Source organism: Spongiactinospora rosea (assembly GCF_003315795.1).
Classification (GTDB): Bacteria; Actinomycetota; Actinomycetes; order Streptosporangiales; family Streptosporangiaceae; genus Spongiactinospora; species Spongiactinospora rosea.
Map to the genome: position 1 here is coordinate 230,829 of NZ_QMEY01000011.1, position 21,881 is coordinate 252,709.

17 protein-coding genes and 1 tRNA gene are annotated in these 21,881 nt (G+C 72.7%); 11 read left to right on the forward strand and 7 right to left on the reverse strand.

The features are described 5' to 3' along the window. The first annotated feature begins 52 nt into the window (after positions 1 to 52). Together DP939_RS24840 and DP939_RS24845 are read left to right on the forward strand one after the other, a co-directional pair. Positions 53 to 3,949, forward strand: coding sequence for a glycosyltransferase (locus DP939_RS24840; RefSeq protein ID WP_113983154.1), 3,897 nt, complete (start codon positions 53 to 55; stop codon positions 3,947 to 3,949). Next, a complete protein-coding gene (locus DP939_RS24845; protein ID WP_113983155.1) occupies positions 3,946 to 4,323 on the forward strand; it encodes a hypothetical protein in 378 nt (125 codons plus the stop codon). Before DP939_RS24840 ends, DP939_RS24845 begins: the two co-directional genes overlap by 4 nt. Here the strand turns inward: DP939_RS24845 and pdxR are convergent. Then, on the reverse strand, positions 4,265 to 5,872 hold the full coding sequence (pdxR, locus tag DP939_RS24850; RefSeq protein WP_225878477.1) for a MocR-like pyridoxine biosynthesis transcription factor PdxR: 1,608 nt from the start codon (positions 5,870 to 5,872) through the stop codon (positions 4,265 to 4,267). The two genes, DP939_RS24845 and pdxR, sit on opposite strands and share 59 nt — an antisense overlap. Before the next feature lie 59 nt (positions 5,873 to 5,931). Between pdxR and DP939_RS24855 the strand changes: the two genes are divergently transcribed. From DP939_RS24855 to DP939_RS24890, 8 genes are all read left to right on the forward strand, one after another. Then, positions 5,932 to 6,597, forward strand: coding sequence for a pyridoxamine 5'-phosphate oxidase family protein (locus DP939_RS24855; protein WP_113983157.1), 666 nt, complete (start codon positions 5,932 to 5,934; stop codon positions 6,595 to 6,597). A gap of 87 nt (positions 6,598 to 6,684) precedes the next feature. Next, positions 6,685 to 8,712: a serine/threonine-protein kinase gene (locus DP939_RS24860; protein WP_113983158.1), complete on the forward strand. Its 2,028-nt coding sequence runs from the start codon at positions 6,685 to 6,687 to the stop codon at positions 8,710 to 8,712. A gap of 111 nt (positions 8,713 to 8,823) precedes the next feature. Further along, on the forward strand, positions 8,824 to 10,704 hold the full coding sequence (locus tag DP939_RS24865; RefSeq protein ID WP_113983159.1) for a serine/threonine protein kinase: 1,881 nt from the start codon (positions 8,824 to 8,826) through the stop codon (positions 10,702 to 10,704). A 79-nt stretch (positions 10,705 to 10,783) separates the two neighbouring features. Then, the gene (locus DP939_RS24870) at positions 10,784 to 12,175 is read left to right on the forward strand and encodes a protein kinase family protein (RefSeq protein ID WP_113983160.1); all 1,392 of its coding nucleotides are present in this window, start codon (positions 10,784 to 10,786) and stop codon (positions 12,173 to 12,175) included. 70 nt (positions 12,176 to 12,245) lie between these two features. Beyond that, complete coding sequence (locus tag DP939_RS24875) at positions 12,246 to 13,610, forward strand: DUF2510 domain-containing protein (protein ID WP_113983161.1); 1,365 nt, start codon at positions 12,246 to 12,248, stop codon at positions 13,608 to 13,610. 22 nt (positions 13,611 to 13,632) lie between these two features. Then, the gene (orn, locus tag DP939_RS24880) at positions 13,633 to 14,229 is read left to right on the forward strand and encodes an oligoribonuclease (protein WP_113983162.1); all 597 of its coding nucleotides are present in this window, start codon (positions 13,633 to 13,635) and stop codon (positions 14,227 to 14,229) included. A 135-nt stretch (positions 14,230 to 14,364) separates the two neighbouring features. Further along, a tRNA-His gene (locus DP939_RS24885) sits at positions 14,365 to 14,437 on the forward strand. 155 nt (positions 14,438 to 14,592) lie between these two features. Then, a complete protein-coding gene (locus DP939_RS24890) occupies positions 14,593 to 14,850 on the forward strand; it encodes a helix-turn-helix domain-containing protein (RefSeq protein WP_113983163.1) in 258 nt (85 codons plus the stop codon). Between the two features lie 30 nt (positions 14,851 to 14,880). Here the strand turns inward: DP939_RS24890 and lat are convergent, their stop codons facing one another. The 3 genes from lat to DP939_RS24905 form a co-directional block, all read right to left on the reverse strand. Beyond that, complete coding sequence (gene lat / locus DP939_RS24895) at positions 14,881 to 16,182, reverse strand: L-lysine 6-transaminase (RefSeq protein ID WP_113983164.1); 1,302 nt, start codon at positions 16,180 to 16,182, stop codon at positions 14,881 to 14,883. A 212-nt stretch (positions 16,183 to 16,394) separates the two neighbouring features. Further along, positions 16,395 to 16,883, reverse strand: coding sequence for a peptidoglycan-binding domain-containing protein (locus tag DP939_RS24900; RefSeq protein ID WP_113983165.1), 489 nt, complete (start codon positions 16,881 to 16,883; stop codon positions 16,395 to 16,397). 323 nt (positions 16,884 to 17,206) lie between these two features. After that, positions 17,207 to 18,058 (reverse strand): spermidine synthase, encoded by an 852-nt coding sequence (locus DP939_RS24905; protein WP_113983166.1) that lies wholly within the window; start codon positions 18,056 to 18,058, stop codon positions 17,207 to 17,209. Positions 18,059 to 18,149: 91 nt separating this feature from the next. On the opposite strand from DP939_RS24905, the gene DP939_RS24910 reads away from it, so the two are divergent. Continuing rightward, complete coding sequence (locus DP939_RS24910; RefSeq protein ID WP_158578680.1) at positions 18,150 to 19,688, forward strand: penicillin-binding transpeptidase domain-containing protein; 1,539 nt, start codon at positions 18,150 to 18,152, stop codon at positions 19,686 to 19,688. A gap of 9 nt (positions 19,689 to 19,697) precedes the next feature. Here the strand turns inward: DP939_RS24910 and DP939_RS24915 are convergent, their stop codons facing one another. The 3 genes from DP939_RS24915 to DP939_RS24925 form a co-directional block, all read right to left on the reverse strand. Next, on the reverse strand, positions 19,698 to 20,552 hold the full coding sequence (locus tag DP939_RS24915) for a hypothetical protein (RefSeq protein ID WP_147268119.1): 855 nt from the start codon (positions 20,550 to 20,552) through the stop codon (positions 19,698 to 19,700). 71 nt (positions 20,553 to 20,623) lie between these two features. Next, a complete protein-coding gene (locus tag DP939_RS24920) occupies positions 20,624 to 20,917 on the reverse strand; it encodes a 4a-hydroxytetrahydrobiopterin dehydratase (protein ID WP_113983169.1) in 294 nt (97 codons plus the stop codon). Between the two features lie 57 nt (positions 20,918 to 20,974). Further along, positions 20,975 to 21,880, reverse strand: a complete 906-nt coding sequence (locus DP939_RS24925; protein WP_113983170.1) for a carbohydrate ABC transporter permease — start codon at positions 21,878 to 21,880, stop codon at positions 20,975 to 20,977. Between the last annotated feature and the right edge of the window lies 1 nt (position 21,881).

Sequence of the window (21,881 nt, forward strand, 5' to 3'; positions counted from 1 at the left end):
GACGAGTACAGTCACACAGAGGCATCGGACGGGGGATCAAGAAAGGGCGGACGTGGAGGGCAGCAACACCGACGAGGTTCACGACACGTCGGGCACCGGACAGGAAGGCCCCGCCACACCCCCCACGCAGAAGGAGACCGGCAAGACCGTTGTGGTCTTCAGCGCCGCCGAGGTGGCCGCCCTGTCCAAGGACGAGCCCTCGACACCCCCCGACGACCCCTCCGCCAGACCCCTGGGCGCCTTCGCCGACCGCCCGTCCTCCCCCCGATCCCCCAAGGGCGCCTTCGCCCGCCTCTTCGAGGCCACCGAACAATCCGGCGAAACCCCCGCGGCGGAGGAAGAGCAACCCCAGGCCGAAGGCGACACCGCCGTCTTCAAAGCGGTCACCGCCGACACCGAAACCGGCGAAACCACGGCGGAGAGTGAGCAGCCCCAAGCCGAAGGGCAGGCCACCGCCCCCAACCCCGGCACGGCCAAGAGCACCGCAGCCAAGGCGGACACGGTGGGCCCGGGCCAACCGGAAACCGACCGCGGGACCACCGCCTTCAAGGCGATCACCCCCGACACCGAGACCGGTGAAACCACGGCGGCCGACGACCAGGCCACCGCCGAACCCGCGACCGGCAGGGGCGAGCGCGCGGAGGGCGAAGCCGCCACCGCGCAGCCGGGCACCGGGAAGCCCGCCAAGAGCTCCCCAGACAAGTCCGCCACGCCGGTGGACCCGACGGACGGCACCCCCCAGCCGGACACCGAAGCCACCGCAACGGCGGACACACCGGACGGCGACCCTCAGCCCAACACCAGTGCCACACCTCCAGCGGACACGACAGACCACGACCACCAGCAGGACAACGACACCGCCACGCCGGTAGACACGACGGGCCGCAGCCCCCAACCGGACACCGAAGCCACCACGACGGCGGACACACCGGACGGCGACCCTCAGCCCAACACCAGTACTGCACCTCCAGCGGACACGACAGACCACGACCACCAGCAGGACAACGACACCGCCACGCCCGTGGACGCGACGGACGGCAGCCCCCAGCCGGACACCGAAGCCACCGCGACCGTCGACACGACCGACAACAGCTCCCAGCCGGACACCGAAGCCGCCGCGACGGTGGACACGGCGGACGGCGAGCCCCAGGCCGACGCCAGTGCCGCAGCGACGGTGGGGGATCAGGCGGGGGCCGGGGTCGGGGTGGCGACGTTGACGGTGGTCGTGGTGGGTGGGGCGAAGGAGGGGTGGGAGCGGCTGAAGGAGACGATGGCGGCGATCGAGGGGCAGCGGGTGCGCCCCGATGAGGTGATCCTCGTCATCGACCACAATGTGGAGCTGGCCGCGTGGTCCGCCACCGAGTTCGACGGTGTGACGGTACTCGCGCACGAGGGCACCCGGGGCAGTGCCGCCGCGCGGAACCGGGCGCTGGCCGCCGCGCGTGGCGACGTCGTGGCCTTCCTGGACGACGAGACCGCCCCCGACCCCGACTGGACCGAACGCCTGCTGGAGGCGTACGCCGACCCCGAGGTCGTCGCGGTGCGCAGCCGGTTGGCGATCCGCTGGGAGGCGGGCCGCCCGAACTGGTTCCCGAACGAGCTGGCCTGGGTGGTCGGCGCGCCCTGCACCGGAGCGCCCGACGACGGCGGCCCGATCGACGACCTGTACGGCGCCGGCCTGTCCCTGCGCCGCGAGACCCTGTTCGCGGCCGGCGGCTTCCCCGAAGACCTGGACCACCAGGCGGGCGGCATCCTCACCGAACCCCCCGCGGGCGCCAAGACCGAACTCTGGCTGCGGCTGCGCGACCTCGCCCCCGGCGCCAAGCTGGTGCAGCAGCCGTCGGCGACGCTGCGGGTCTGCCTGGACGCCCGGCGCGGCGGCATCGGCCACCTGGTGTCCAGATGCGCGGCCGAGGGCAAGTCGCTGGCCGCCGTACCGCAGCGCGCCCAGGGCCGGGCGGCGCTCGGCGCGCATTTGGCCCCCATCCGGGCCGGTCTGCCCCGCGCGGTGTTCCGCATGCTGACCGCGACCGGCCCCCGCGACGTCAAGGCGTGGCGCGCGCTGGCCGCGATGCTGCTCGCGCTGGTCGCCACCACCGTCGGCTACCTGAACGGCCGGTTGCAGTCCACCCGGACCGACGAGATCCGCCGGACGAGCACCCTGACCTGGTTCGTCGCCCGCACGGCACTGCCGGTGGCCACCGTCCTCTGGGGCCTGTCGCTGCGTTCGGTGGACCTGGACGCGATGACCGACCTCGGCCTGATCACGGTCATGCCCGCGACGTTCTGGGCCGCGATCGTCGTCATGGTCGTCGGGTTCGTGGCGTTACTGAGCGACAAGTTCGCGCTGGAGCTGTGGCACGCGGGCTACGTGCTGATACTGATCGCCGTCCTGCACGCCACCCCCGCCCTGCTGTACCCGACGCTGCGCTACTCCTGGGCGTGGAAGCACGTCTCGGTCATCGACTACCTGATCAGGCACGGCGTCACCGACCCCGACCAGGGGCCGCTGTCGGCCTACCACCAGTGGCCGGGCTTCTTCTCCTTCTTCGCCACGATGACCCAGATGGCGGGCCTCGGCGACGCGCTGACCATCGCGAGCTGGGGGCCGCTGGCCTTCAACACCGCGACTCTGCTGCCGCTGCTGCTGCTGTTCCGCACGGTGACCCGCAACCGCCAGCTCGTGTGGGGCGGGGTCTGGGTCTTCTTCTCCTGCTCGTGGGTCGGCCAGGACTACTTCTCGCCGCAGGCCACCACACTGGTCATGTACCTCACCATCCTGGCGGTGATGGTGCGCAGGTTCCGGCGCGGCCCGATCAGGGCGGGCACCGACCCCGACGGGCTGGCCGCCGAGCCGCCGCCGATCACCTCGTTCCGCCACCGGCTGATCTGGGCCACGCTGCTGCTGATCCCGATCGTGGCGATCACCTCGGCCCACCAGCTCACGCCGCTGATGCTGGTCGGCGCGCTGGCCGCGCTGTTCGTGCTGAGGCGGTACAGGAACCTCGGGCTGCTCCTGGTCACCGCCGTGGCGGTCGGCGCGTGGGACGTCGTGGTCGCCTGGCAGGTGCTGGAGAGCCGGTTCAGCGACATCATGGCGTCGCTGGGCGACGCGGGCGGCAACCTCTCCTCCGGGCTGATCGCGCTGGGCACGGCCTCGCCCGGCCAGGTGATCGTGGCCTACGCCGACCGCGCGCTGTCGGTCGGCCTGTGGGGGCTGGCGCTGTGCGGGGCGTTCGTACGGCGCCGCTGGCTGCGCCGTCCCGGCCTGCCGCTGCTGATGATCGGCATCGCGCCGCTGGCGTTCCTGGCCGGGGGCAGCTATGGCGGCGAGATCATCTTCCGGGTCTACCTGTTCGCGCTGCCGCTGACCGCGCTGCTGGCCGCCGCGCAGTTCCTGCCCGCCCGCAGGACGTGGGTGCGGGTGCTGGTCCTCCCCGTCGTGCTGCTGCTGATGGTCACCGGGTTCTTCTTCGGGAACTACGGCAAGGAGCAGTCCAACTACTTCACCACCGACGAGGTGCACCTGGTCAGGGCGCTCCACCGGATCGCGCCCGAGCATTCGCTGATCGTGGCGCCGACCTTCTTCCTGCCCGCGGCCTACGACCAGTACGAGCGCTTCGACCACGTCTGGCTGGACGAGCTGCCGCCGTCGCGCGCCGCCGTACCGGACCTGCCCCCTCATGTGCCGACGCTGCCGGAGTTCGTGAAGGATCCGAGGCCGGCGCTGATCGACCTGATGGGTGAGGTCCCGCCGGGCGCGAAGGCGTACCTGGTGCTGAACCGCGCGCAGCGGCCCGCGACCGAGACCGCCGGGATCTTCCCCAAGGGGACGATCGACAGGCTGGTCCGGGAGATCTCGGGGTCCGGCCGGTTCCGTCAGGTGCTCGGCAACGACGGCGGCGTGGTCTACGAACTGCTGCCGCAGACGAAGGCGGGGAAGCGATGAAGGCGATCAGGCCCGCCCGCTGGCCGCTGCTGCTGCTCGCGGCGTCAGGGTGGCTCGCCCTGATGGCCACCGGGCTGGCGGCGGGTTCGGCGCCGCGCGTGGCGGTGACCGTGCTGTTCCTGCTGGTGTGCCCGGGGGCGGCGGTGCTGGCGCTGGTACGCCCGCTGCTCGGCCCGCGTGACCACAGCGGCGACGCGATGGAGAGCGTGGCGCTGACCGTGGCGGTGAGCGTCGCGCTCGGCATGCTGGTCACCGCGGGCTACTACATGACCGGCGCGTTCACGATGCCGCGCGCGGTGATGACGCTCGCGGGGATCACCACGGTGGCCGCGCTCGGTGCGCTGCTGATGCCGGGGCGGCGTAAGCCGGGATGAGGGAGGCGATCACCGCGCAGCCCTTCCTGACGTCGGGCAGCGACGCCGAGCCGTAGCCGATGACCAGGCCGTGTACGCGGACCGGCCCGTGGTGGTGGCGGCCGGTGGTGTCCACGAGCACGCCGCGCCTGGCCGCCCCCTCGGTGACCTGGTCCACGGCGTGGCCGGGCAGTGCCACCATGACGTGCAGGCCCGCCGTGTCGCCGCGGACCAGCGGGCCGAGGGCGGTCACGATGGCCGCCCGCCGCCTGGCGTACTCCAGCCGCATCCGCCGCAGGTGGCGGTCGAGGTCGCCGCGTTCGACGAGCACCGCCACCGCCGCCTGGACCGGCCCCGGCGTGCGGTCCGACAGCCGCGCGCGGGTCTCGGCCACCGCGCGCAGCAGCGCGGGCGAGGCCATCAGCCAGCCCACGCCCACGTCGGAGGCCAGCGTCTTGGACATCGTGCCGAGCAGCACCACCGAGCCGGGGTCCAGGCCGTACAGGGCGGGCAGCGGGGCCGCGTCGTAGCGGAACTCGGCGTCGTAGTCGTCCTCGACCACCACCGCCCCGGTGCGGCGGGCCCAGTGCAGCAGCCGCTCCCTGCGCGAGATCGGCAGCCGCCCGCCGCAGGGGAACTGGTGGGCCGGGGTGGTGTAGACGAGCCGCAGGTCGGCGGGCAGGTCATCGACGATCAGCCCCTCCTCGTCCACCGGGCAGGGCACGATCTCCGCGCCGCGGGCGGCGAAGATCGTGCGGGCCTTGGCGTAGCCGGGCTCCTCCACGCCGACGCGGTCGCCGGGGCGCAGCAGGGTGGCGGCGACCAGGTCCAGGCCGTTGCCGGTGCCCCTGGTGATCATGATGTCGGCCGGGTCCACCGGTACCGCCCTGGACCTGCGCAGGTGGACGGCGAGGGCGTCGCGCAGGCGGGGCAGGCCGTACGGGTCGGGCCGCGAGGACAGCGGGACCTCGGCCGCCCTGCGCCAGGCCCGCCGCCAGGCCGCGTGGTCGAAGTCGCGTACCCACGAGGTGCCCGGACGCAGGTCGATGACGCCGTCGGCGGCCTCGTGGTAGTCATGGGCGGCGGCCGTGCCGGTCGGCCCGGGGCGGTCCGGGGCGAGCGGCGGTGGCGCGGCCACGTCGGGCAGGTCGGCGACGTAGGTGCCGGACCCGTGCCGCCCTTCCAGCCAGCCCTCGGCGTAGAGCTGCTGGTACGCCTCCGTCACCACGGTCCGGCTGACGCCGAGGCGGCTCGCCAGGCCGCGGGTGGACGGCAGGCGCTCCCCGGCGGGCAGCACCCGCGCCCGCATCGCCGCGCGCAGCTGGTCGCCGAGCTGGACCGCCAGGGACACCCCCGACCCCCGGGCGAGGACCAGCGGCAGCTCCGCCGTGCGACGGGCCTGCTCATAGCGCGTCGCACGGCGGACCTGCTCATCACCCGCCGTACGGCGGACCTGCTCATCACCCGCCGTACGGCGGACCTGCTCATCACCCGCCGTACGGCGGACCTGCTCATCACCCGCCATCCGGCGGACCTGCTCATCACCCGCCGTACGGCGGGAAGTGGTCACTGATATTTCCCCCATAGTGGTTGTATTCTTCCAGTCCACTTCTCCGGCACAGTGCAGATATGCCCGCATCGCTCTCGCCCACGGCGCGCACCACTCTGCACCGCTCCAAGGAGCGCGGCAGGAGCGCGCGCGACGACCTCTACGCCATCCTCGACTCCGGAGTCCTCTGTCATCTCGGCGTGGTCGTGGACGGGTCGCCGATGGTCGTGCCCACCGGCTACGGCCGGATCGGCGACACGCTCTACCTGCATGGTTCCACCGGGGCGCGGTCGCTGCGCGAGGCGCTGGACAACGACGTCTGTGTCACCGTGACCCACCTGGACGGCATCGTGCTGGCCCGCTCGATCTTCCACCACTCGGTGAACTACCGCTCGGCCATGATCTACGGCAGGGCCCGCCAGGTCACCGACCCGGACGAGCGGCTGGCCGGGCTGCGCGCGCTGTCCGAACGGCTCGCCCCCGGCCAGTGGGACGCCGTGCGCCCGCCGTCCCGCAAGGAGCTGGCCGCCACCGAGGTGCTGGCGCTGTCGCTGGACGAGGCGTCGGTGAAGGCCAGGCAGGGACCGCCCGGCGACGAGCTGGAGGACTACGCGCTGCCGATCTGGGCGGGCGTGCTGCCGCTGCGCACGTTCTGGGGCGAGCCGGAGCCCGATCCGGAGCTGTCGGAACGGCTCCAGGTCCCCGCGCACATCGCGAATCGGTCGCCGCTGGGATCTTTGCCGTAAAATCCCTGAAATCCGGTAAACCGACGGGCCGGCTCGGGCGTCTCCTGCTGCGGAACCCCCCGTTACCACTGCGACTGGAGGCCGGTCATGGCGGCAGACGGCGGCTGGGGCGTGCCCGGCTACCGGGAGGTCCGTGAGCTGGGCGCGGGCGGCGGCGGCAGGGTCGTGCTCGCCGTCCACGAGGAGACCGGCACACACGTCGCGATCAAGTACCTCGCCGGGCATCTGCGCGGCGAGCCCGGCTTTCTCGACCGGTTCCAAGATGAGGCCCGGCTGCTGTTCGGGCTGCACGGAGAGCCGAACATCGCCCGGCTGTACGAATACGTGCAGAACCCCGGCGGCGCGGCCATCGTGATGGAGCTGGTGGACGGCGTCTCGCTGCGGGCCATCCTGCGCGAGAACGGCGCCACCGGGCCCGAGGCGGCGCTGGCCGTGCTGAAGGGCTCGCTGCTTGGGCTGGCCGCCGCCCACGCGCTCGGGGTGGTCCACCGCGACTACAAGCCGGAGAACATCGTCGTCACCGGCGAGGGCGCGAGCAAGCTGGTCGACTTCGGCATCGCCGTGCGCGCGGGCGGCGGGGAGGGCGCGGCGGGCACGCCGCCGTACATGGCCCCCGAGCAGTGGGCGGGCGCGCCGGGCACGCCCGCCTCCGACGTCTACGCCGCCACGGCGGTCTTCTACGAGTGCCTGACCGGGCACCGGCCGTTCCGGGCGACCACCCCGGACGTGCTGCGCTACCAGCACGAGCACGAGCCGGTCCCGCTGGCGGAGGTGCCGGAGCCGGTCCGCGGCCTGCTGGCCACGGGGATGGCCAAGGACCCCGCCGCGCGCCCGGCGGGCGCGCTGCACCTCGTGGTCGAGCTGGAACGGATCGCCCGCGCCGCCTACGGCGACGACTGGGAGGACCGTGGCCGCCGCCGGCTGGCCGAGCTGGCGCTGCTGCTGGTGTCGCTGTTCCCCGGCCGGGAGCAGGGTCCGCCCTCCGGTGGCAGCACCCTCTTCCGCACGGTGCTCCACGGCGTACGGGACAGCGCGCGCCGCAACGCCGCGCGCCTGACCGCGGGCGTCGCGGCGGTGGCCATCGCGGCGGGGGTGGCCGGTTACGTGCTCGCCGCCGAGCCCGCGGCGCAGCGGATCGGCGTGGTGGCCGCCGCGCCGTCCGAGACGGCGGGCAGGCCCGGCCCCGCGGGGCTCGTCTCGCCGCCCGCCGAGACCACCGGGTCCGAAGACCCGCCGGCGCCACAACCGGGCGAGGACCCCGTGTCAGGCGATCCGGGCGGTTACGAGGACACGAGCGAGACGCCGGTCGCGAGCGACCCGTCGGCCTCCCCGGGCGACGCCACGACGGGGCCGACGGACCCGTCCGGCACCCCCACCCCGACGCCCACGCCGACAACGGCGGCGAAGGTCACCGATCTCCAGGTCACCGCGCGGATGGCGGGCGGCGACCTGCGGGCCGAGGTGACGCTGACCGCCGACAGCGAGTCACCGGTGACGCTGCGCACAGACGTCGTGTCCGCGGGCCGTACGGTGGCCGGCCGGACGGCGACGCTCACCGGCGACACCTCCTACCAGCGGCGGATCACCCACACGTTCACCGAACCGCCCTGCGGCACCACGGTGGAGGTCCGGGTCGCCGCGGGCGAGCGCACCGCGACCGCCCAGGTGCCGGTGACCTGCCCGCCCGCCGTCGAGTCGGTGAGCGTGCAGCGCGCGTCGGTGGGGGCGAAGGGCGACGCGACGGCGACCGTGGCCGTACGGACCGCGGGCCAAGGGCAGGTCACCCTGAAGGTGACCTTCACCGCGGGCGAGCGCAGCGCGGTCCGCACGCTGCGGCTGTCCGGGGCCGAGTCCTACACCCGCTCGGTGTCCGTGGCGCTGGGCCGCGTACCCTGCGGTACGGCCTGGCGGGTGGCCGCGGCCACCACGCCCGGCGCGGCGAACGGCCAGGCCGGCGCCTCCGGCACGACCGAGGCGTGCCCGCCCGAGCCGACGGAGGAGCCGACCGAGGGACCCCAGGACCCCGAGGATCCTCAAGTGGACACACCGCCCGCCGACCGGCCGGAGGAAAACCCGCGGGATCCTATCGGCGTCCACGATTCCGTGGTCAGATGAACACAGCAGAAAACCACGAATATCTGGTGATATAGGTGTCGTTCACACCCCCAAGCTGACTAGGCTACGTCCGTCTTATCCGGGTGGGGGCCCAGGCATAAGGAGACCGTCATGTTCGGGATGCCATCACCTTGGCAGGTCCCCGGATACACGGAGTTGCGCGAGCTCGGCTCCGGCATGTCCGGACGCGTGGTGATGGCCCGGCACAACGCCGACGGCGTGCTGGTCGCCATCAAGTACCTCTCCGACGAGCTACGCGCGGACATCGGGTTCGTGGCGCGGTTCCGGCACGAGGCACGGCTGCTGGAGACGCTGGACAGCCCGCAGGTGGCCCGTCTCTACCAGTACGTGGAGACCGCCGACGGCGCCGCGATCATCATGGAGCTGGTGGACGGCGTCGCGCTGCGCGCGCTGCTGCGCGCCCAGGGGCCGACCGGGCCGGAGGCGGCGCTCACCGTGCTCAAGGGCGCGCTGCTGGGCCTGGCCGCCGCGCACGCGGCCGGGGTCGTGCACCGCGACTTCAAGCCGGAGAACGTCGTGGTCGGCGACGACGGGTCCAGCAAGCTGGTCGACTTCGGCATCGCCGTGCGCTCCGGCGACGGGGAGCACCCGGCGGGCACTCCGCCGTACATGGCCCCCGAGCAGTGGGCGGGCGCGCCCGCGGCCCCCACCACCGACGTCTACGCGGCCACGGTCGTGTTCTTCGAGTGCCTGACCGGCACCCGCCCGTACCGCGGCTCCAACGCCGCCGCCCTGGCCCACCAGCACCAGACCGCGCCGGTCCCGGTCGATGAGGTGCCGCCGCCGCTGCGCGATCTGGTCGCGCGCGGCCTGGCCAAGCAGCCGTCCGAGCGCCCGCCCACCGCCGCCGACTTCCTGAGCCGGTTGGAGACCGTGGCGGAAGGCGCGTACGGGGCCGACTGGGAGAGCCGCGGACGCCGCCGCCTGGCCGCCCTCGCAGGCCTGCTGGCGTTGCAGTTCCCCGGGGCCGAGCCGATGCCCGAGGCCGACAGTTCGCTCGCCCAGACCGAGGTCGGCGGCGGCGACAGAGCCGGTGACAGGGGCGGCGAGGGCACCAGGGGCGACGGCGGCGGCGACGGCCGGGCCGACGCGGGCAGGCGCGGCCGGGGCGACCGGAGCGGCAGGATCACCGACGTCGCCTCGCGCGACCTCCCCCGCCGGGTCGGCAACGCGCCGCTGCGCAGGCTCGGGCTGAAGATGACGGTCGTCGTCGGCTGCATCGTCGGGATCGGGGTCGTGATGGCCTTCCTGATCAACGGCGTCGGCAACCGCGAGCCCGAACTACAGGCGCAGGGCGCGTCACTGCCGCCCGCAGCGTCGGACACCCCGGTCGCCTCGCCGATCGAGGAGGAGACGACCACCGAACCGACCGAAGAGGTCACCGAGGAGCCGCCGGCGGAGAGCCCGTCGCCCGAACCGACCCCCACGGCGGACACCCGCTCCGCCGTACCGCCCCCGCCGCAGCAGAGCCGGGCCCCGCAGGCGTCCCCTTCGCCGACCAGGTCCAAGACGCCCGCGGCCAAGCCCAAGCCGTCGCCCAAGCCGACCGCGAAGCCCACGCGCAAGCCCACCGTCAAGCCGTCGGCCAAGCCGACCGGCGATGACGAGCCGACGCTCGACCCGTCGGCCAGTTCCAACCCGCGCGGCCCCGGCCTGTCGCCGCGGCCGACTCCCAAGCCGACCACCCAGGCCCCGACCCGTACGCCGCCCACGCGCACTCCGCCGACCCGTACGACCGCGCCGCCGACGCGGACGGACGACGGCGAGGGCCCCTCCAACGGCGAGACCAGTGAACCGCCGAAGACGGAAGAGCCCACCGAGGAGCCGGGCCCGGCCGACGAGAGCCCCGCGAGCGCCCTGGCCGTGCTCCCGGGCGGCCTGCTCGCCCTCGGCCTGGTGACGTCCGGCGCGGTACCGGTCACACTCGCGGTGAAGCGAGGCGTGGCGGGCCGGCATCGGAGGCGGCGGTAGCCGGACGCCCCTCCCGGCCGGTCACCGGCATGCCGGGCGGTTCGAGGGTCGTGCAAGGTACACGCAAGGGGACTCGGCGATGAGCGCGCACAGGGATGAGATCGCCGGCCACCGCCTGGCGGCGGGCGGGCGGCCGGGCGAGGTCGGCACCTTCTGGGAGGCGGTCGCGCCGGACGGGCGGCGGGTGAGCGCGCTGCGCTTCGACGCCGCCCTGGTGTCGGCGGGCTGGGCCCGGCAGCGGCTGGTCAGCGTGGTCACCTCCGACCAGCGGCTGGTCGCGGGCGGGCTGAGCGGGCTGATGCCGGTGCTGGACCTGGTCGCGGCGGGCGATGAGGTGTGGCTGCTGGCGGGGCACCCGGCCGCCCCGACCCTCGCCGACCTGATGGAGACGTCCGGAGAGGCGGGGCTCGACCCGGCGGGCGCGGTGGCGGTGCTGACGGAGTCGGCCGCGACGCTGCTGGCCGTGCACGCGGCGGGGCTGGCGCACGGCTCGGTGCGGCCCGACACGGTGGTGATCGCCGAGGACGGCTCGACCCTGCTGTCCGAACGCGGGCTCGCCGACGCGCTGCGCGGACGCTCCCCCTCCCCCGCCCAGGACGTCACGGCGTGGGCGGCGCTGGCGCGCGGGCTCGCGGCGGCGCAGTCCCCGCCGGACGCGGCGCTGCTGGACCGGGCCGCGGCGACCGCGGCCGCGCAGGGCCTCGCCGCGGGCCGTGACGTGCTGCTGGGCGGGCACGCGAGCCGGGAGGGCCTGGCCGGGGCGGTACTGCGGTGGCGGCACGCGCAGACCGAGGGCGTCATGGACGGCGGGCCGTACGGCACCGCCGAGCGGGACGAGGGCGAGATCGTCACCCTCCTGCGCGTCCCGACGTCCGGGGGCACCGACACCCCGGCGACGCACGACCCGGCCCCCTCCACAGCCGACACGCACGCCAAGGGCGAGGTGCGCTTCGGGCCCGGCGTACCGGCGCGCAACGCCGCCGAGGAGATCTGGCAGTCCGGGCAGCAGACCGTGCACGCCGCCGAACGCCGCCGCGCCCAGCGGGCGGCGGCCGGGCGCAGACGCCGCACGCTGGCGCTGAGCACGTCGGTGTTCGCGCTGGTCGTCGCGGCGGCGGTGCTGGCCTGGCTGCAGTTCACCGGCGGGCCCGCGCTCGTCGTGGAGGGCGTGAACGTCAAGGCCCCCAAGAAGACCCAGGGCTGCGACACGACGGTGACGATCAACGCCACGATCGTCACCAACGGCTCCGCGGGCGAGGTCCGCTACGAGTGGCGGCGCAGCGACCGGGACGAGCCGATCGAGCAACTGGAGAGCGTGCGCTCGGGCACGTCGTCGTATCCGGTGAGCCTGAAGTGGACGGTCAAGGGCGAGGGGTCGTTCAAGGGCACCGCGACCCTGCGGGTGATCTCTCCGTTGCCCGGGGGCGAGCGCGTGGAGGACAAGGCGACCTTCACCTACAGGTGCCGATGAGACCGTTCGGAGCCAACCGGGAGGCCGCGGCCACTGCGCGTCCGGCCGCGTTCTGACTAATCTGGCGGCCATGACCACGCAAACCCCCGCAGGCTGGTACCCCGACCCCTATGGGTCACCGAATCTCCGGTGGTGGGACGGGAACCAGTGGACCGACGCGACACATCCGCTGGAGCCTCCGTCGCAGGGGGCTCCGGCGGGCACGCATACCGGGCCTCAGGCGGCGCAGCCGGGGCCCGGACCGGGCCCCCGGCCTACACCGGGCACCGGCCCCCAGGACGCGCCCCAGGACGCGTTCCAGCCCGGCACAGGGCCCCAGCCGGGCCCCCGCCCCGAGCCGCAGGACGCGCCTCCGGGCGGGTTCCAGAGCCCGGGTCCCGGCGGCGGCGCACCCCCGCCGCCCCCGCCGTTCAGCGGCGGTGAGCCCCGCCCGCCCGGTCAGCCGCCGCAGGGCGGCGGCGCACAGCCCTTCTACGGCACGTACGCCGGGCAGCCCTCCTACGGCACGCAACCGCAGTACGCCCCGGCCGACGCCCCCGAGGCCGCCACCGAGCGGGTGCCGCCCCAGCCCTCCGCCGGGCCCTGGTCCCAGCCGTGGAACCCGCAGCAGGGCACCACCGTCCAGCTCCCCTCCCCCGACTTCGGCCGGCCCGGCGGCCCGCCGCCCGGGCGGAAGGCGTGGCCGTGGTTCGCGGCCGGCGGCGCGCTGCTCGTGGTGATCGCCATCGTCGCCGTGGTCGTGCTGGTCGTGAACAACGGCGCGGGCCGTCCCGTCGCGGACGAGACGACCGCGCCGACCGAGACCACCGAACCGGCGCCCTCCCCCACGGAGACCGCGCCGAGCCCGCAGCCCTCGCCCAGCCCCAGCGCCAGCGCGGAGCAGCTGCCCCAGCCGCAGAACGGCGAGATCGTCGACCCCGGCTCCGGCTTCACCTACAAGGTGCCCGAGGGCACCGACTGGACGGTCCCCGACGGGCTCAACGACCCCGCCAACCCCAACGCGCAGCAGTGGTCCAGCGGCGTCCAGGCGATGTCGCACAAGGGATATGAGGCCAGCAAGGACTGGGTCGGCAACATCTACGCGGGCGAGCTGCACAAGGACTTCCCCTATCAGGGCCCGGCGACGCTCAAGCTCTCGGCCGAGGCCCTCTGGCAGTACTTCCACCAGAACTTCTACGAGCCCCCGCACAAGACGAAGGTCATCCGCAGTGAGGCCATGGAGGTCGGCGGCAAGAAGGGCTGGGTCGTGGAGTTCGAGCTGGACTTCTCCGAGCAGTCCAAGTCGCAGGGCTGGAAGTGGAAGAAGGAGCGCGGCGCGCTGGTACTGGTGGACCGGGAGAACGGCGGCCCGCCGTCGCTGCTCTACACCTCCATTCCGGACAACCTGGACACATCGGTCGTGAAGAACGTCCTCGACTCGCTCAAGATCTCCTGAATGGGGGCACTAGTCTGTCTCTATGAGTGAGCTGCTGGTCTGGATCGACTGTGAGATGACCGGGCTCAACCTCGGCCGTGACGCGCTCGTCGAGGTGGCCTGTGTCGTCACCGACAGCGAGCTGAACCAGCTCGACGAGGGCGTCGACGTGGTCATCAAACCCCCGCCCGAGGCGATCGAGCAGATGTCGGAGATCGTGCGCGAGATGCACACCGCCTCCGGCCTGCTGCCCGAGCTGGGCGGGGGCGTGACGCTGGCCGAGGCGGAGGCCATGGTCCTCGACTACATCAAGGGGCACGTACCCGAGCCCAAGCGGGCTCCGCTGTGCGGCAACTCGATCGCGACCGACCGGTCCTTCCTGGTGCGCGACATGCCCGAGGTGGACGCGTACCTGCACTACCGCATGATCGACGTCTCCTCGATCAAGGAACTGGTCCGGCGCTGGTACCCACGGGTCTACTTCGCCTCCCCGGAGAAGCAGGGCGGCCATCGGGCGCTGGCCGACATCACCGAGAGCATCCGGGAGCTGCGCTACTACCGGGCGGCCGTGTTCGTCCCGCAGCCCGGGCCCGACTCCAGCACCGCCCGCGAGGTGGCCGAGATCATCATGTCCCGCTGATCACCGGCCCCGGCCGGTGGCCGTCCCGGAGGCCCGCGCGGGCCGCGCCGGAACGGGCGGGACGAAACGCCGGGAAAAACCGCTACACTTCTAGCGTGCCTTCGCGGCGGGCCCGTTCCCGCCGCTGCGTACATGGTGGGCGTAGCTCAGTTGGCAGAGCGCCAGGTTGTGGTCCTGGATGTCGTGGGTTCAAGTCCCATCGCTCACCCCTATGGCGGCCGGTCCGATGGACCGGCCGCCAATGTTTTTTGGGCTACCTGACCGACTTCGCCCCCAAAGTTTGATATTGGGAGTTATGCTCGCTGTCAACTAATACGCCGGAAGGGCGGGGGCCGCGGCGACCGATGAGCCACCGGAGGCCGGATGAGAGTCGAAGACCCCGCTTTCGGAGCCGGACGCGCCGACGTGCGGCTCGTCGCGGGTTTGAGCAAGCGTGAGACAGAGGTCATGGAGCTGATCGCGACCGGTCACTCCAACGGCGAGATCGCCCAGCGGCTGTTCCTGAGCGAGAAGACGGTCAAGAACCACGTCAACCGCATCTACGCCAAGCTCGGGGTGGACTCCCGGGGCACCGCGATCGGCCTGTGGCGCGGTACCACGTCCGGCGAGGAGCGATCCTGACGCCCGCGGTCCCGGTGGCGTGACGCCCCTTCAGGAGGGGTGGGACGCCACGACGCCGGAGATCGCGGTCAGACCCTGCTCGATCTCGGCCGCGGTGACCGACAGCGCCGGGCGCAGCCGTAGCGAGCGCTCCCCGCAGGGCAGCAGCAGGACACCGCCCTCGTCGCGTACGCGGGCCAGCACGGCGTTCCTGGTCTCGGCGTCGGGCAGGTCGAAGGCGCACATCAGGCCGCGCCCGCGGGCCGCCGAGACCAGGTCGGGGCGGTCGGCCTGGATCTTGTGCAGGCCGGCCAGCAGGCGTTCGCCGAGTTCGGCGGCGCGCTGGACGAGGCCGTCCCGCTCGATGATCTCCAGCATGCGCCGCGACCTGACCATGTCGATCAGCCCGCCGCCCCAGGTGGAGTTGATCCGCCCGCTGATCTGGAAGACGTTGCCCGCCACATCGTCCACCCTGCGGCCCGCCATGATCCCGCCGACCTGGATCTTCTTGGCGAAGGCCACGATGTCGGGGGCGAGGCCGAGCTGCTGGTAGGCCCACGGCGTGCCGGTGAGGCCCGCCCCGGTCTGCACCTCGTCGAGCACGAACAGCGCGTCGTGCTCGTGGCAGAGGTCCTGCATGGCGCGCAGGAACTCGGGCCGCATGTGGTTGTCGCCGCCCTCGCCCTGGATGGGCTCGGCGATGAAACAGGCGATGTCCTGCGGGTGGGCCTCGAACGCGGCCCGCGCCTGGGCGAGCGCGCGCCGCTCGGCGGCCTCCACGCCGCCGGGGGCGTCCCGGTACAGGTTGGTCGCGGGCACCTCGATGCGCGGCCAGTCGAACTTGGGGAACCGCTCGGTCTTGACCGGGTCGGTGTTGGTGAGCGAGAGGGTGTACCCGCTGCGCCCGTGGAAGGCGCGGGTGAGGTGCAGCACCTTGGTGCCGAGCTCGGGTGAGCGCCCGTGCGCCTCGTTGTGCCTGCTCTTCCAGTCGAAGGCGGTCTTGAGGGCGTTCTCCACGGCGAGCGCGCCGCCCTCGACGAAGAACAGGTGCGGCAGCTCCGGGTCGCCGAGCACGCGGGCGAAGGTGTCGGCGAAGTCCGCCAGGTGGGTGGTGTAGAGGTCGGAGTTGGCCGGCTTGTTGGCCGCGACCTTGCCCAGCAGTGCGAGGAACTCCGGGTCGTCGTCGAAGGGGTTGATCCCGAGCGGCGCGGAGGCGAAGAACGTGTAGAAGTCGAGGAATCGCCGCCCCGTCCGGCCGTCGTACAGCCAGGAGCCCTGGCTGCGGTCGAGGTCGGGTTCCAGGTGGAACCCGTCGGTGAGCAGGTGGCGGGCTAGCCGGTCGCGTAGGTCCATGTCCCCTCCAGAAGCACGCCTGGGCGGCGTTCCTTATGATTCCCGGGCACATACGACCATATGCGGAAAATTTACGGCTGACGAGACCATACCTAGGAAGATATTCGGATACCCTTGATCAACTGGCGTACCTGCCCGCCCTCGCCCGGCCGCTCCGACAGACGGGGCCGGCGCCCGTGATGGACGCCGGCCCGGGATCTCGGTGGCGGGCCTCAGGCGGCCGCGCCCACCGGGGCCTTCTCCAGCCAGGCCTCGTCCCAGGTGTGCCGATCGATCTGCCCGGTCACGGGCAGTCCCTTGAACTCCTGTAGTTCCTTGCAGGCCTTCTCGGTCTGGGGACCGAAGTCGCCGTCCACTTCGAGGTCGGGCCAGCCGCGGTTGTTCACCTGCCGCTGCCACTGGTGCACGAACTGGTTGTTCATGTCCCCTCTCTTCAGGACATGATCCGGCGCGGGCTTCGGCTTCGTGCTGTGCGCCTCCCAGGTGGCCTTCCAGGTGTCCGGGCCGACGATGCCATCGATTTCCAGACCGTGTTCCATCTGGAAGTTGGCGCACAGGCGCTTGCTCTCCTGGCCGTAGTCGCCGTCGACGACGATATGCCAGCCACGGTGCCGCATCTGCTGTTGCCATTTACTGACATTCGGCGTCCGCTGGATCGGCGGGAACTTCAGTGGCGGTGGTTCGAATGGCGGTGCCGACATTCGCTCTCCCCTCCTTGCGGTGAGGTGGTGGCGGCCGACGGACCGAGACGATGTCTCCTGCCCCTGGTCAGCGGGCCGTCCGGTCGATGTGGCCTTATCCGGAAATCAGGTCACATTTCCAGAGCACCACAAGAACAGCCATACGGGTCACCACCCGGAAAGGATTTGACCGGCGCCTTAATACAAAGTGACCGGTACCACGGCGGTCTCACGAAAGTCGACGCCGCTACCCGCTTTTAACGACCGGGTGGAAAAAGCATCGAAACGGCGATACCCGATCGGGCGGCACGCCGCCCGCGTTTTACGCGGGGCGGGAGCGGCCGTTAGGAGCCGAAGACCTCGGGCGGCGGCACCGGGGCGAGCACCGCCTGGCCGTCCCTGATCGGCGCGGCCCCGGCCACGAAGCGCGTCAGGTCCTCGCCGTGCACGCAGCGGGCCTGGGTGAGGCCGCCCGCCGCGCGCCGGGTGAGGTCGGCCACCGGCAGCTCGACCCGCGAGGCGGCGAGGATCAGGTTGCCGAACCTGCGCCCGCGCATCACCCCCGGCTCGGCCAGCAGCACCACATGGCGGAACGTCTCGCACACGGTCGCGGCGAACCTGCGGGCGAATGCTAGCCCCTTACCGTCGGCCATGTTGACCAGCAGCGTCCCGCGGTGGCGCAGCACGCGGGCGATGTCGCCGAGGTACTCCACGGTGGCCAGCTCGATCGGCATCACCGCGCCGGTGAAGGCGTCGAGCACCACGAGGTCGGCCGAGTCGTCCCAGATGCCGCCGATCGCGGCCCGCCCGTCCTCGATCCGCACCTTCAGCCGGGGCACCGACTTGAGCCGCAACTGGTCGCGGACGAGCTGGACCAGCGCGGCGTCGCGCTCGGCGACGATCTGCCGGGAGCCCGGCCGGGAGGCGGCGACGTAGCGGGGGATCGTGCACGCGCCGCCGCCGACGTGGACGGCGTCCAGCGGTCCCTCCGGGAGCAGATCGATCACGTCGGCCATCAGCCTGACGTACTCGAAGTCGAGGTAGAGCGGGTCTTCCAGATCGACGTAGGACTGCGGGACCCCGTCGCAGGTCAGCATCCAGCCGGTGGGCCGGTCCAGGTCGCGGAGCAGTTCGACCTCGCCGTAGGACACCGCGTAGCGACCCGGCTCGGGCTCGCGGGGGACGCGCCGGGCCATTACGCCGGATCTTTCATGATTGGGTCCTTTTTGCCGTGTTCGTTCTGGTATACCGCTGGAGGACAAGGCCCTCGGAAGAAACCGTATGCCGATGAAGAGGCTGCTCGTACTGCTGACCGTCGTGCTCGCCGTTCTCGTCGGGGCCGGGGTGTTCGTGCTGTACCCGCGGCTCATGCCGGTCCGCGGTACGCCGGAGGAGATCGCCCGCGCCTACCTGGCCGCCTGGCGGGCCGGTGACCTGGGCGCGATGCGCGTCATGGTGGCGGACCCGCCCGCCGACTTCGCCGCCCGGCACCGGCGCTTCGACGCCGGCTTCCGGGTCGCCTCGCTCACCGTTACGGCCAAAACGCTGACGCGGGACGGGGAGGAGGCCGCGCGGCTCGCGTTCGAGGGGACCCGGCGGATCCGCGACCTCGGGCCGTGGCCGTTCTCGGGGACGCTGCGGCTGGCGGTCCGCGACCGGCGGTGGCAGGTGCTCTGGGGGCCGGAGGTGCTTCATCCCGCGCTGCGGGACGGCGGGTCGCTGCGGCTCACCGAGATCAAGGTGCCCTCCGCCGAGTTGCTGACCCGGTCCGGCGAGGCCATGCCGAAGGACCACGCCGCCGAGTCCTACCTCGCCGACCTGGGCGGCAGGCTCGGCCCGCCGGTCACCGGCTGGGCGGTCGAGGCCGAGCGCGCGGGCCGGGCCCGGCGGCTGGTCACCTACCAGCCGACGGCCAAGCGCAAGGTCCGCACCACGCTGTCGCGCCCGGTGCAGGCCGCGGCGGCGCGGGCGCTGGACGGCGTGCGGGAGGCCGCCGCGATCGTCGCGGTACGGCCGGGCACCGGGGAGATCCTGGCCGTCGCCGACCGCCTGGACCCCGCCGCGCGCGGGCGCGGCGAGCGCCCGCGGCGGGCCGCGTTCGAGGAGGCGTCCCGGCCGGGCGGGGTGTTCCAGGTGGTGACGGCCGCCGCGCTGCTGTCGGCGGGGATGACGCCGCAGAGCACGGTCGCCTGCCCGCGCGACTTCACGCCGCGGGGGACCCGCCGGATCGCCAACCCCGGCAGGGCCGCGCACGGCACGGTCTCACTGGCCAAGGCGCTGGCGATGTCCTGCGACACGGCGTTCGCCCGGCAGGCCGTGGACCGGCTGGGCGGCGGCAAACTGGCGGCCCAGGCCGCCGCGCTCGGGTTCGGGCGCAGGCTCGGTTCGGGGGTGCGGGGCACCTGCGGCACGCCACCTGGCGGGGCGGCGGGTGGGGTGCGCGGGCTGCCGTACGACGCGATCGGGCACGGCGCGGTACGCGCCACGCCGCTGTGCATGGCACTGGTCGCGGCGGCGGTGCGGAACGGCACCTGGCACCCGCCCCGGCTCACCGCCGCGCGTACCGCCCGGGCCCTGGACAAGGTCCGGCCCAAGGACGTGCCCGTGCCCCGCGACGTGCTGTCCGGCCTGCGCGCGATGCTGCGCGCCGAGGCCGCGCAGCGCCGCCTGGCCAAGGGCTCGGCCGGCCACATGGGCGGCACCCGGACCGACGCGTGGTTCGCCGGCTACCGCGGCGACGTGGCCTTCGCCGTGCTGGTCAAGAACGGCGGCCCGCCCCGCGCCTCCGCCCTCCCCATCGCCGCCCGCTTCCTCCGGGCCCTCTGAGCCCGGCCATCAGTCGTTGTTGTTCGGGGCGCGGGTGAGGGTCAGGCAGGCCACGCGCTCGCCGGCCTCGCCGGCCTGGGGCCCGGTGACGATGGTGGGCTTGGCGTGGATGACCAGGGAGCCGGGCAGGCGGCTCTCGGACAGGCTCCACGGCTGCTTGGACTCGGCCTCGGCGTCGCCCTGGCCGTTGGTCTTGAGGTCCAGCCAGACCTCATTGACCGGGTTGGCCGGGTTCTGGGCGGTGGCGGTGCCGTTCGGGCTGGGCGCCATGGTGTCCGTGGGGCTCTCCGTCGGGCCGTTGGTGGGGCTGCTCGCGGCGTAACCCTGCGGGCCGGTCGGGCTGCCGGTGGGGCTGCCCGTCGGGCTCTCCTCGGGGCCGCCCGTGGGGCTGCCGGTGGGGCTCTCCTCCGCGGTCGCCGTCGGGGAGCCGGTGGCCTCCTGGCCCCTGAAGTGCGGGCCGGAGTCGTCCGGGTTCTCGCCGCAGGGGTTGACGTGCAGGTGCGCGCCGTACTGCCGGTCGGGCAGCAGGCCGTCCACGCTCAGCTCCGCCATCGTGCCCTCCCCCTTGGACGCGACCGTGATCTCCCCCTTGGCGCCGGAGGGCACCAGCTTCTCGTCGTAGACGACCGCGGTCTCGCCCTCCGCGAACGGCACGAAGGTGCCTTCGCCCTTCAGGCGGATGGACTGCGCCCCGGTCGGCGACGGCGAACCGGTCTCCGTCGGTGATGCCGGGGCGGCCGCGGGGCCCTGGGCCTGCGGGGTCTGCTGCCCGGCCGAGCACGCCGCGGTCGCGGCGTAGCCGGCGCCGAGGACGGCGAGCATGAGGATATGGACATGACGACGGCGGTCGAGTGGGCGGCGCATCGCGGGATCTCCCCCTGTGTACGGATGGAACCAAGGTCCACCGCCCACTCTAAAGCGTAATCATTCAAGCACTAAGCGTGACTTTCTATATTCTCCACAATCCTGTCGATGTCGGCGGCCAGCCCGAAGTCGGACTCCGTGAGCCCGCCCGCCGAGTGCGTGGTCAGCGAGAAGGTCACCGTCCGCCACCGGATGTCGATGTCGGGGTGGTGGTCGAGTTCTTCTGCGCGTACGGCCACCGCGTCCACGATCCGGATGGCCGTGGGGAAGTCGCGCGCGGTGACCTCGCGCCGGATCTCCCCGCCCTCGCGCCGCCACTCCGGCAGTACGCCCAGCCTCTTGACGATCTCGGATTCAGCCAGCATGCCTCCAGGACATCACGGCCGGACGCCGCCGTCGACGCCCGGGTCCGCGGGCCGCCGCTATTTGAGCGCCCCGGCGGTCAGGCCGGACTGGATCTGCCGCTGGAAGATGATGTAGACCAGCAGCACCGGAATGATCGCCATGCTGAGCGCGGCGAACAGCCCCGGCCAGTCGGACTCGTACCCCGCGATCGTCGAGATGTCCGCGATGCCCTGCGTGATGACCCACTTCTCGCGATCCCCCGGCAGCAGCGCCAGCGGCAGCAGGTACTGGTTCCACTGCCCGAGGATGTTGAAGATGCCGATGCTGATCAGGCCGGGTTTCGCCATCGGCAGCATGACCTGGAAGAACGTACGCGTGTGCGAACAGCCGTCCATCATCGCCGCCTCGGCCACCGACGTGGGCAGCGTCCGGAAGAACGCCGTGAGGAAGAACACGGTGAACGGCAGCGAGTACGCGATGTAGACCAGGATCAGCCCAAGATGGGTGTTCAGCAGCCCGAACTGCTTCACCACGAAGAACAGCGGGATCAGCGCCAGGAAGACCGGGAAGGCCATGCCGGAGACGAACAGATAGTAGACCGCCCGGTTTCCGGGGAAGCGGTACCGGGCGAGCACATAGGCGGCCATCGAGCCGAGCAGCATCGTGCCCCCCGTGCCGAGGGCCACCACGATCACGCTGTTCAGCAGGTACCGCCCCACCTGCGCGCGGTCCCAGGCACGGCCCCAGTTCTCCCAGCGCAGCTCGGCCGGCAGCGACCAGGCGTCACCGAACAGCTCGGTGTTGTTCTTGAAGGAGGACAGGAACGTCCACACCAGCGGGATGACCACCAGCAGCGCCCACACGAACAGGGCGATGTGGGCGAGTCCCCCGAAGACCCCCAGTTCGTTGCGCCGGGGACGCGCCTTCTTGCGGGTCACCTGTTCCGCCGCCGCCCCCGGCTCGGCCGTCGTGCGAGTAGCCATG

Bases quoted from the DNA above. Each gene is read 5' to 3' on its own strand.
- DP939_RS24920 (WP_113983169.1), bottom strand. From the start codon at position 20,917: ATGCTGGCTGAATCCGAGATCGTCAAGAGGCTGGGCGTACTGCCGGAG.
- DP939_RS24910 (WP_158578680.1), top strand. From the start codon at position 18,150: ATGAAGAGGCTGCTCGTACTGCTGACCGTCGTGCTCGCCGTTCTCGTC.
- orn (WP_113983162.1), top strand. From the start codon at position 13,633: ATGAGTGAGCTGCTGGTCTGGATCGACTGTGAGATGACCGGGCTCAAC.
- DP939_RS24915 (WP_147268119.1), bottom strand. From the start codon at position 20,552: ATGCGCCGCCCACTCGACCGCCGTCGTCATGTCCATATCCTCATGCTC.
- DP939_RS24870 (WP_113983160.1), top strand. From the start codon at position 10,784: ATGAGCGCGCACAGGGATGAGATCGCCGGCCACCGCCTGGCGGCGGGC.
- DP939_RS24865 (WP_113983159.1), top strand. From the start codon at position 8,824: ATGTTCGGGATGCCATCACCTTGGCAGGTCCCCGGATACACGGAGTTG.
- DP939_RS24900 (WP_113983165.1), bottom strand. From the start codon at position 16,883: ATGTCGGCACCGCCATTCGAACCACCGCCACTGAAGTTCCCGCCGATC.
- lat (WP_113983164.1), bottom strand. From the start codon at position 16,182: ATGGACCTACGCGACCGGCTAGCCCGCCACCTGCTCACCGACGGGTTC.
- DP939_RS24890 (WP_113983163.1), top strand. From the start codon at position 14,593: ATGAGAGTCGAAGACCCCGCTTTCGGAGCCGGACGCGCCGACGTGCGG.
- DP939_RS24860 (WP_113983158.1), top strand. From the start codon at position 6,685: ATGGCGGCAGACGGCGGCTGGGGCGTGCCCGGCTACCGGGAGGTCCGT.
- DP939_RS24845 (WP_113983155.1), top strand. From the start codon at position 3,946: ATGAAGGCGATCAGGCCCGCCCGCTGGCCGCTGCTGCTGCTCGCGGCG.
- DP939_RS24905 (WP_113983166.1), bottom strand. From the start codon at position 18,058: ATGGCCCGGCGCGTCCCCCGCGAGCCCGAGCCGGGTCGCTACGCGGTG.
- DP939_RS24875 (WP_113983161.1), top strand. From the start codon at position 12,246: ATGACCACGCAAACCCCCGCAGGCTGGTACCCCGACCCCTATGGGTCA.
- DP939_RS24925 (WP_113983170.1), bottom strand. From the start codon at position 21,880: ATGGCTACTCGCACGACGGCCGAGCCGGGGGCGGCGGCGGAACAGGTG.
- DP939_RS24855 (WP_113983157.1), top strand. From the start codon at position 5,932: ATGCCCGCATCGCTCTCGCCCACGGCGCGCACCACTCTGCACCGCTCC.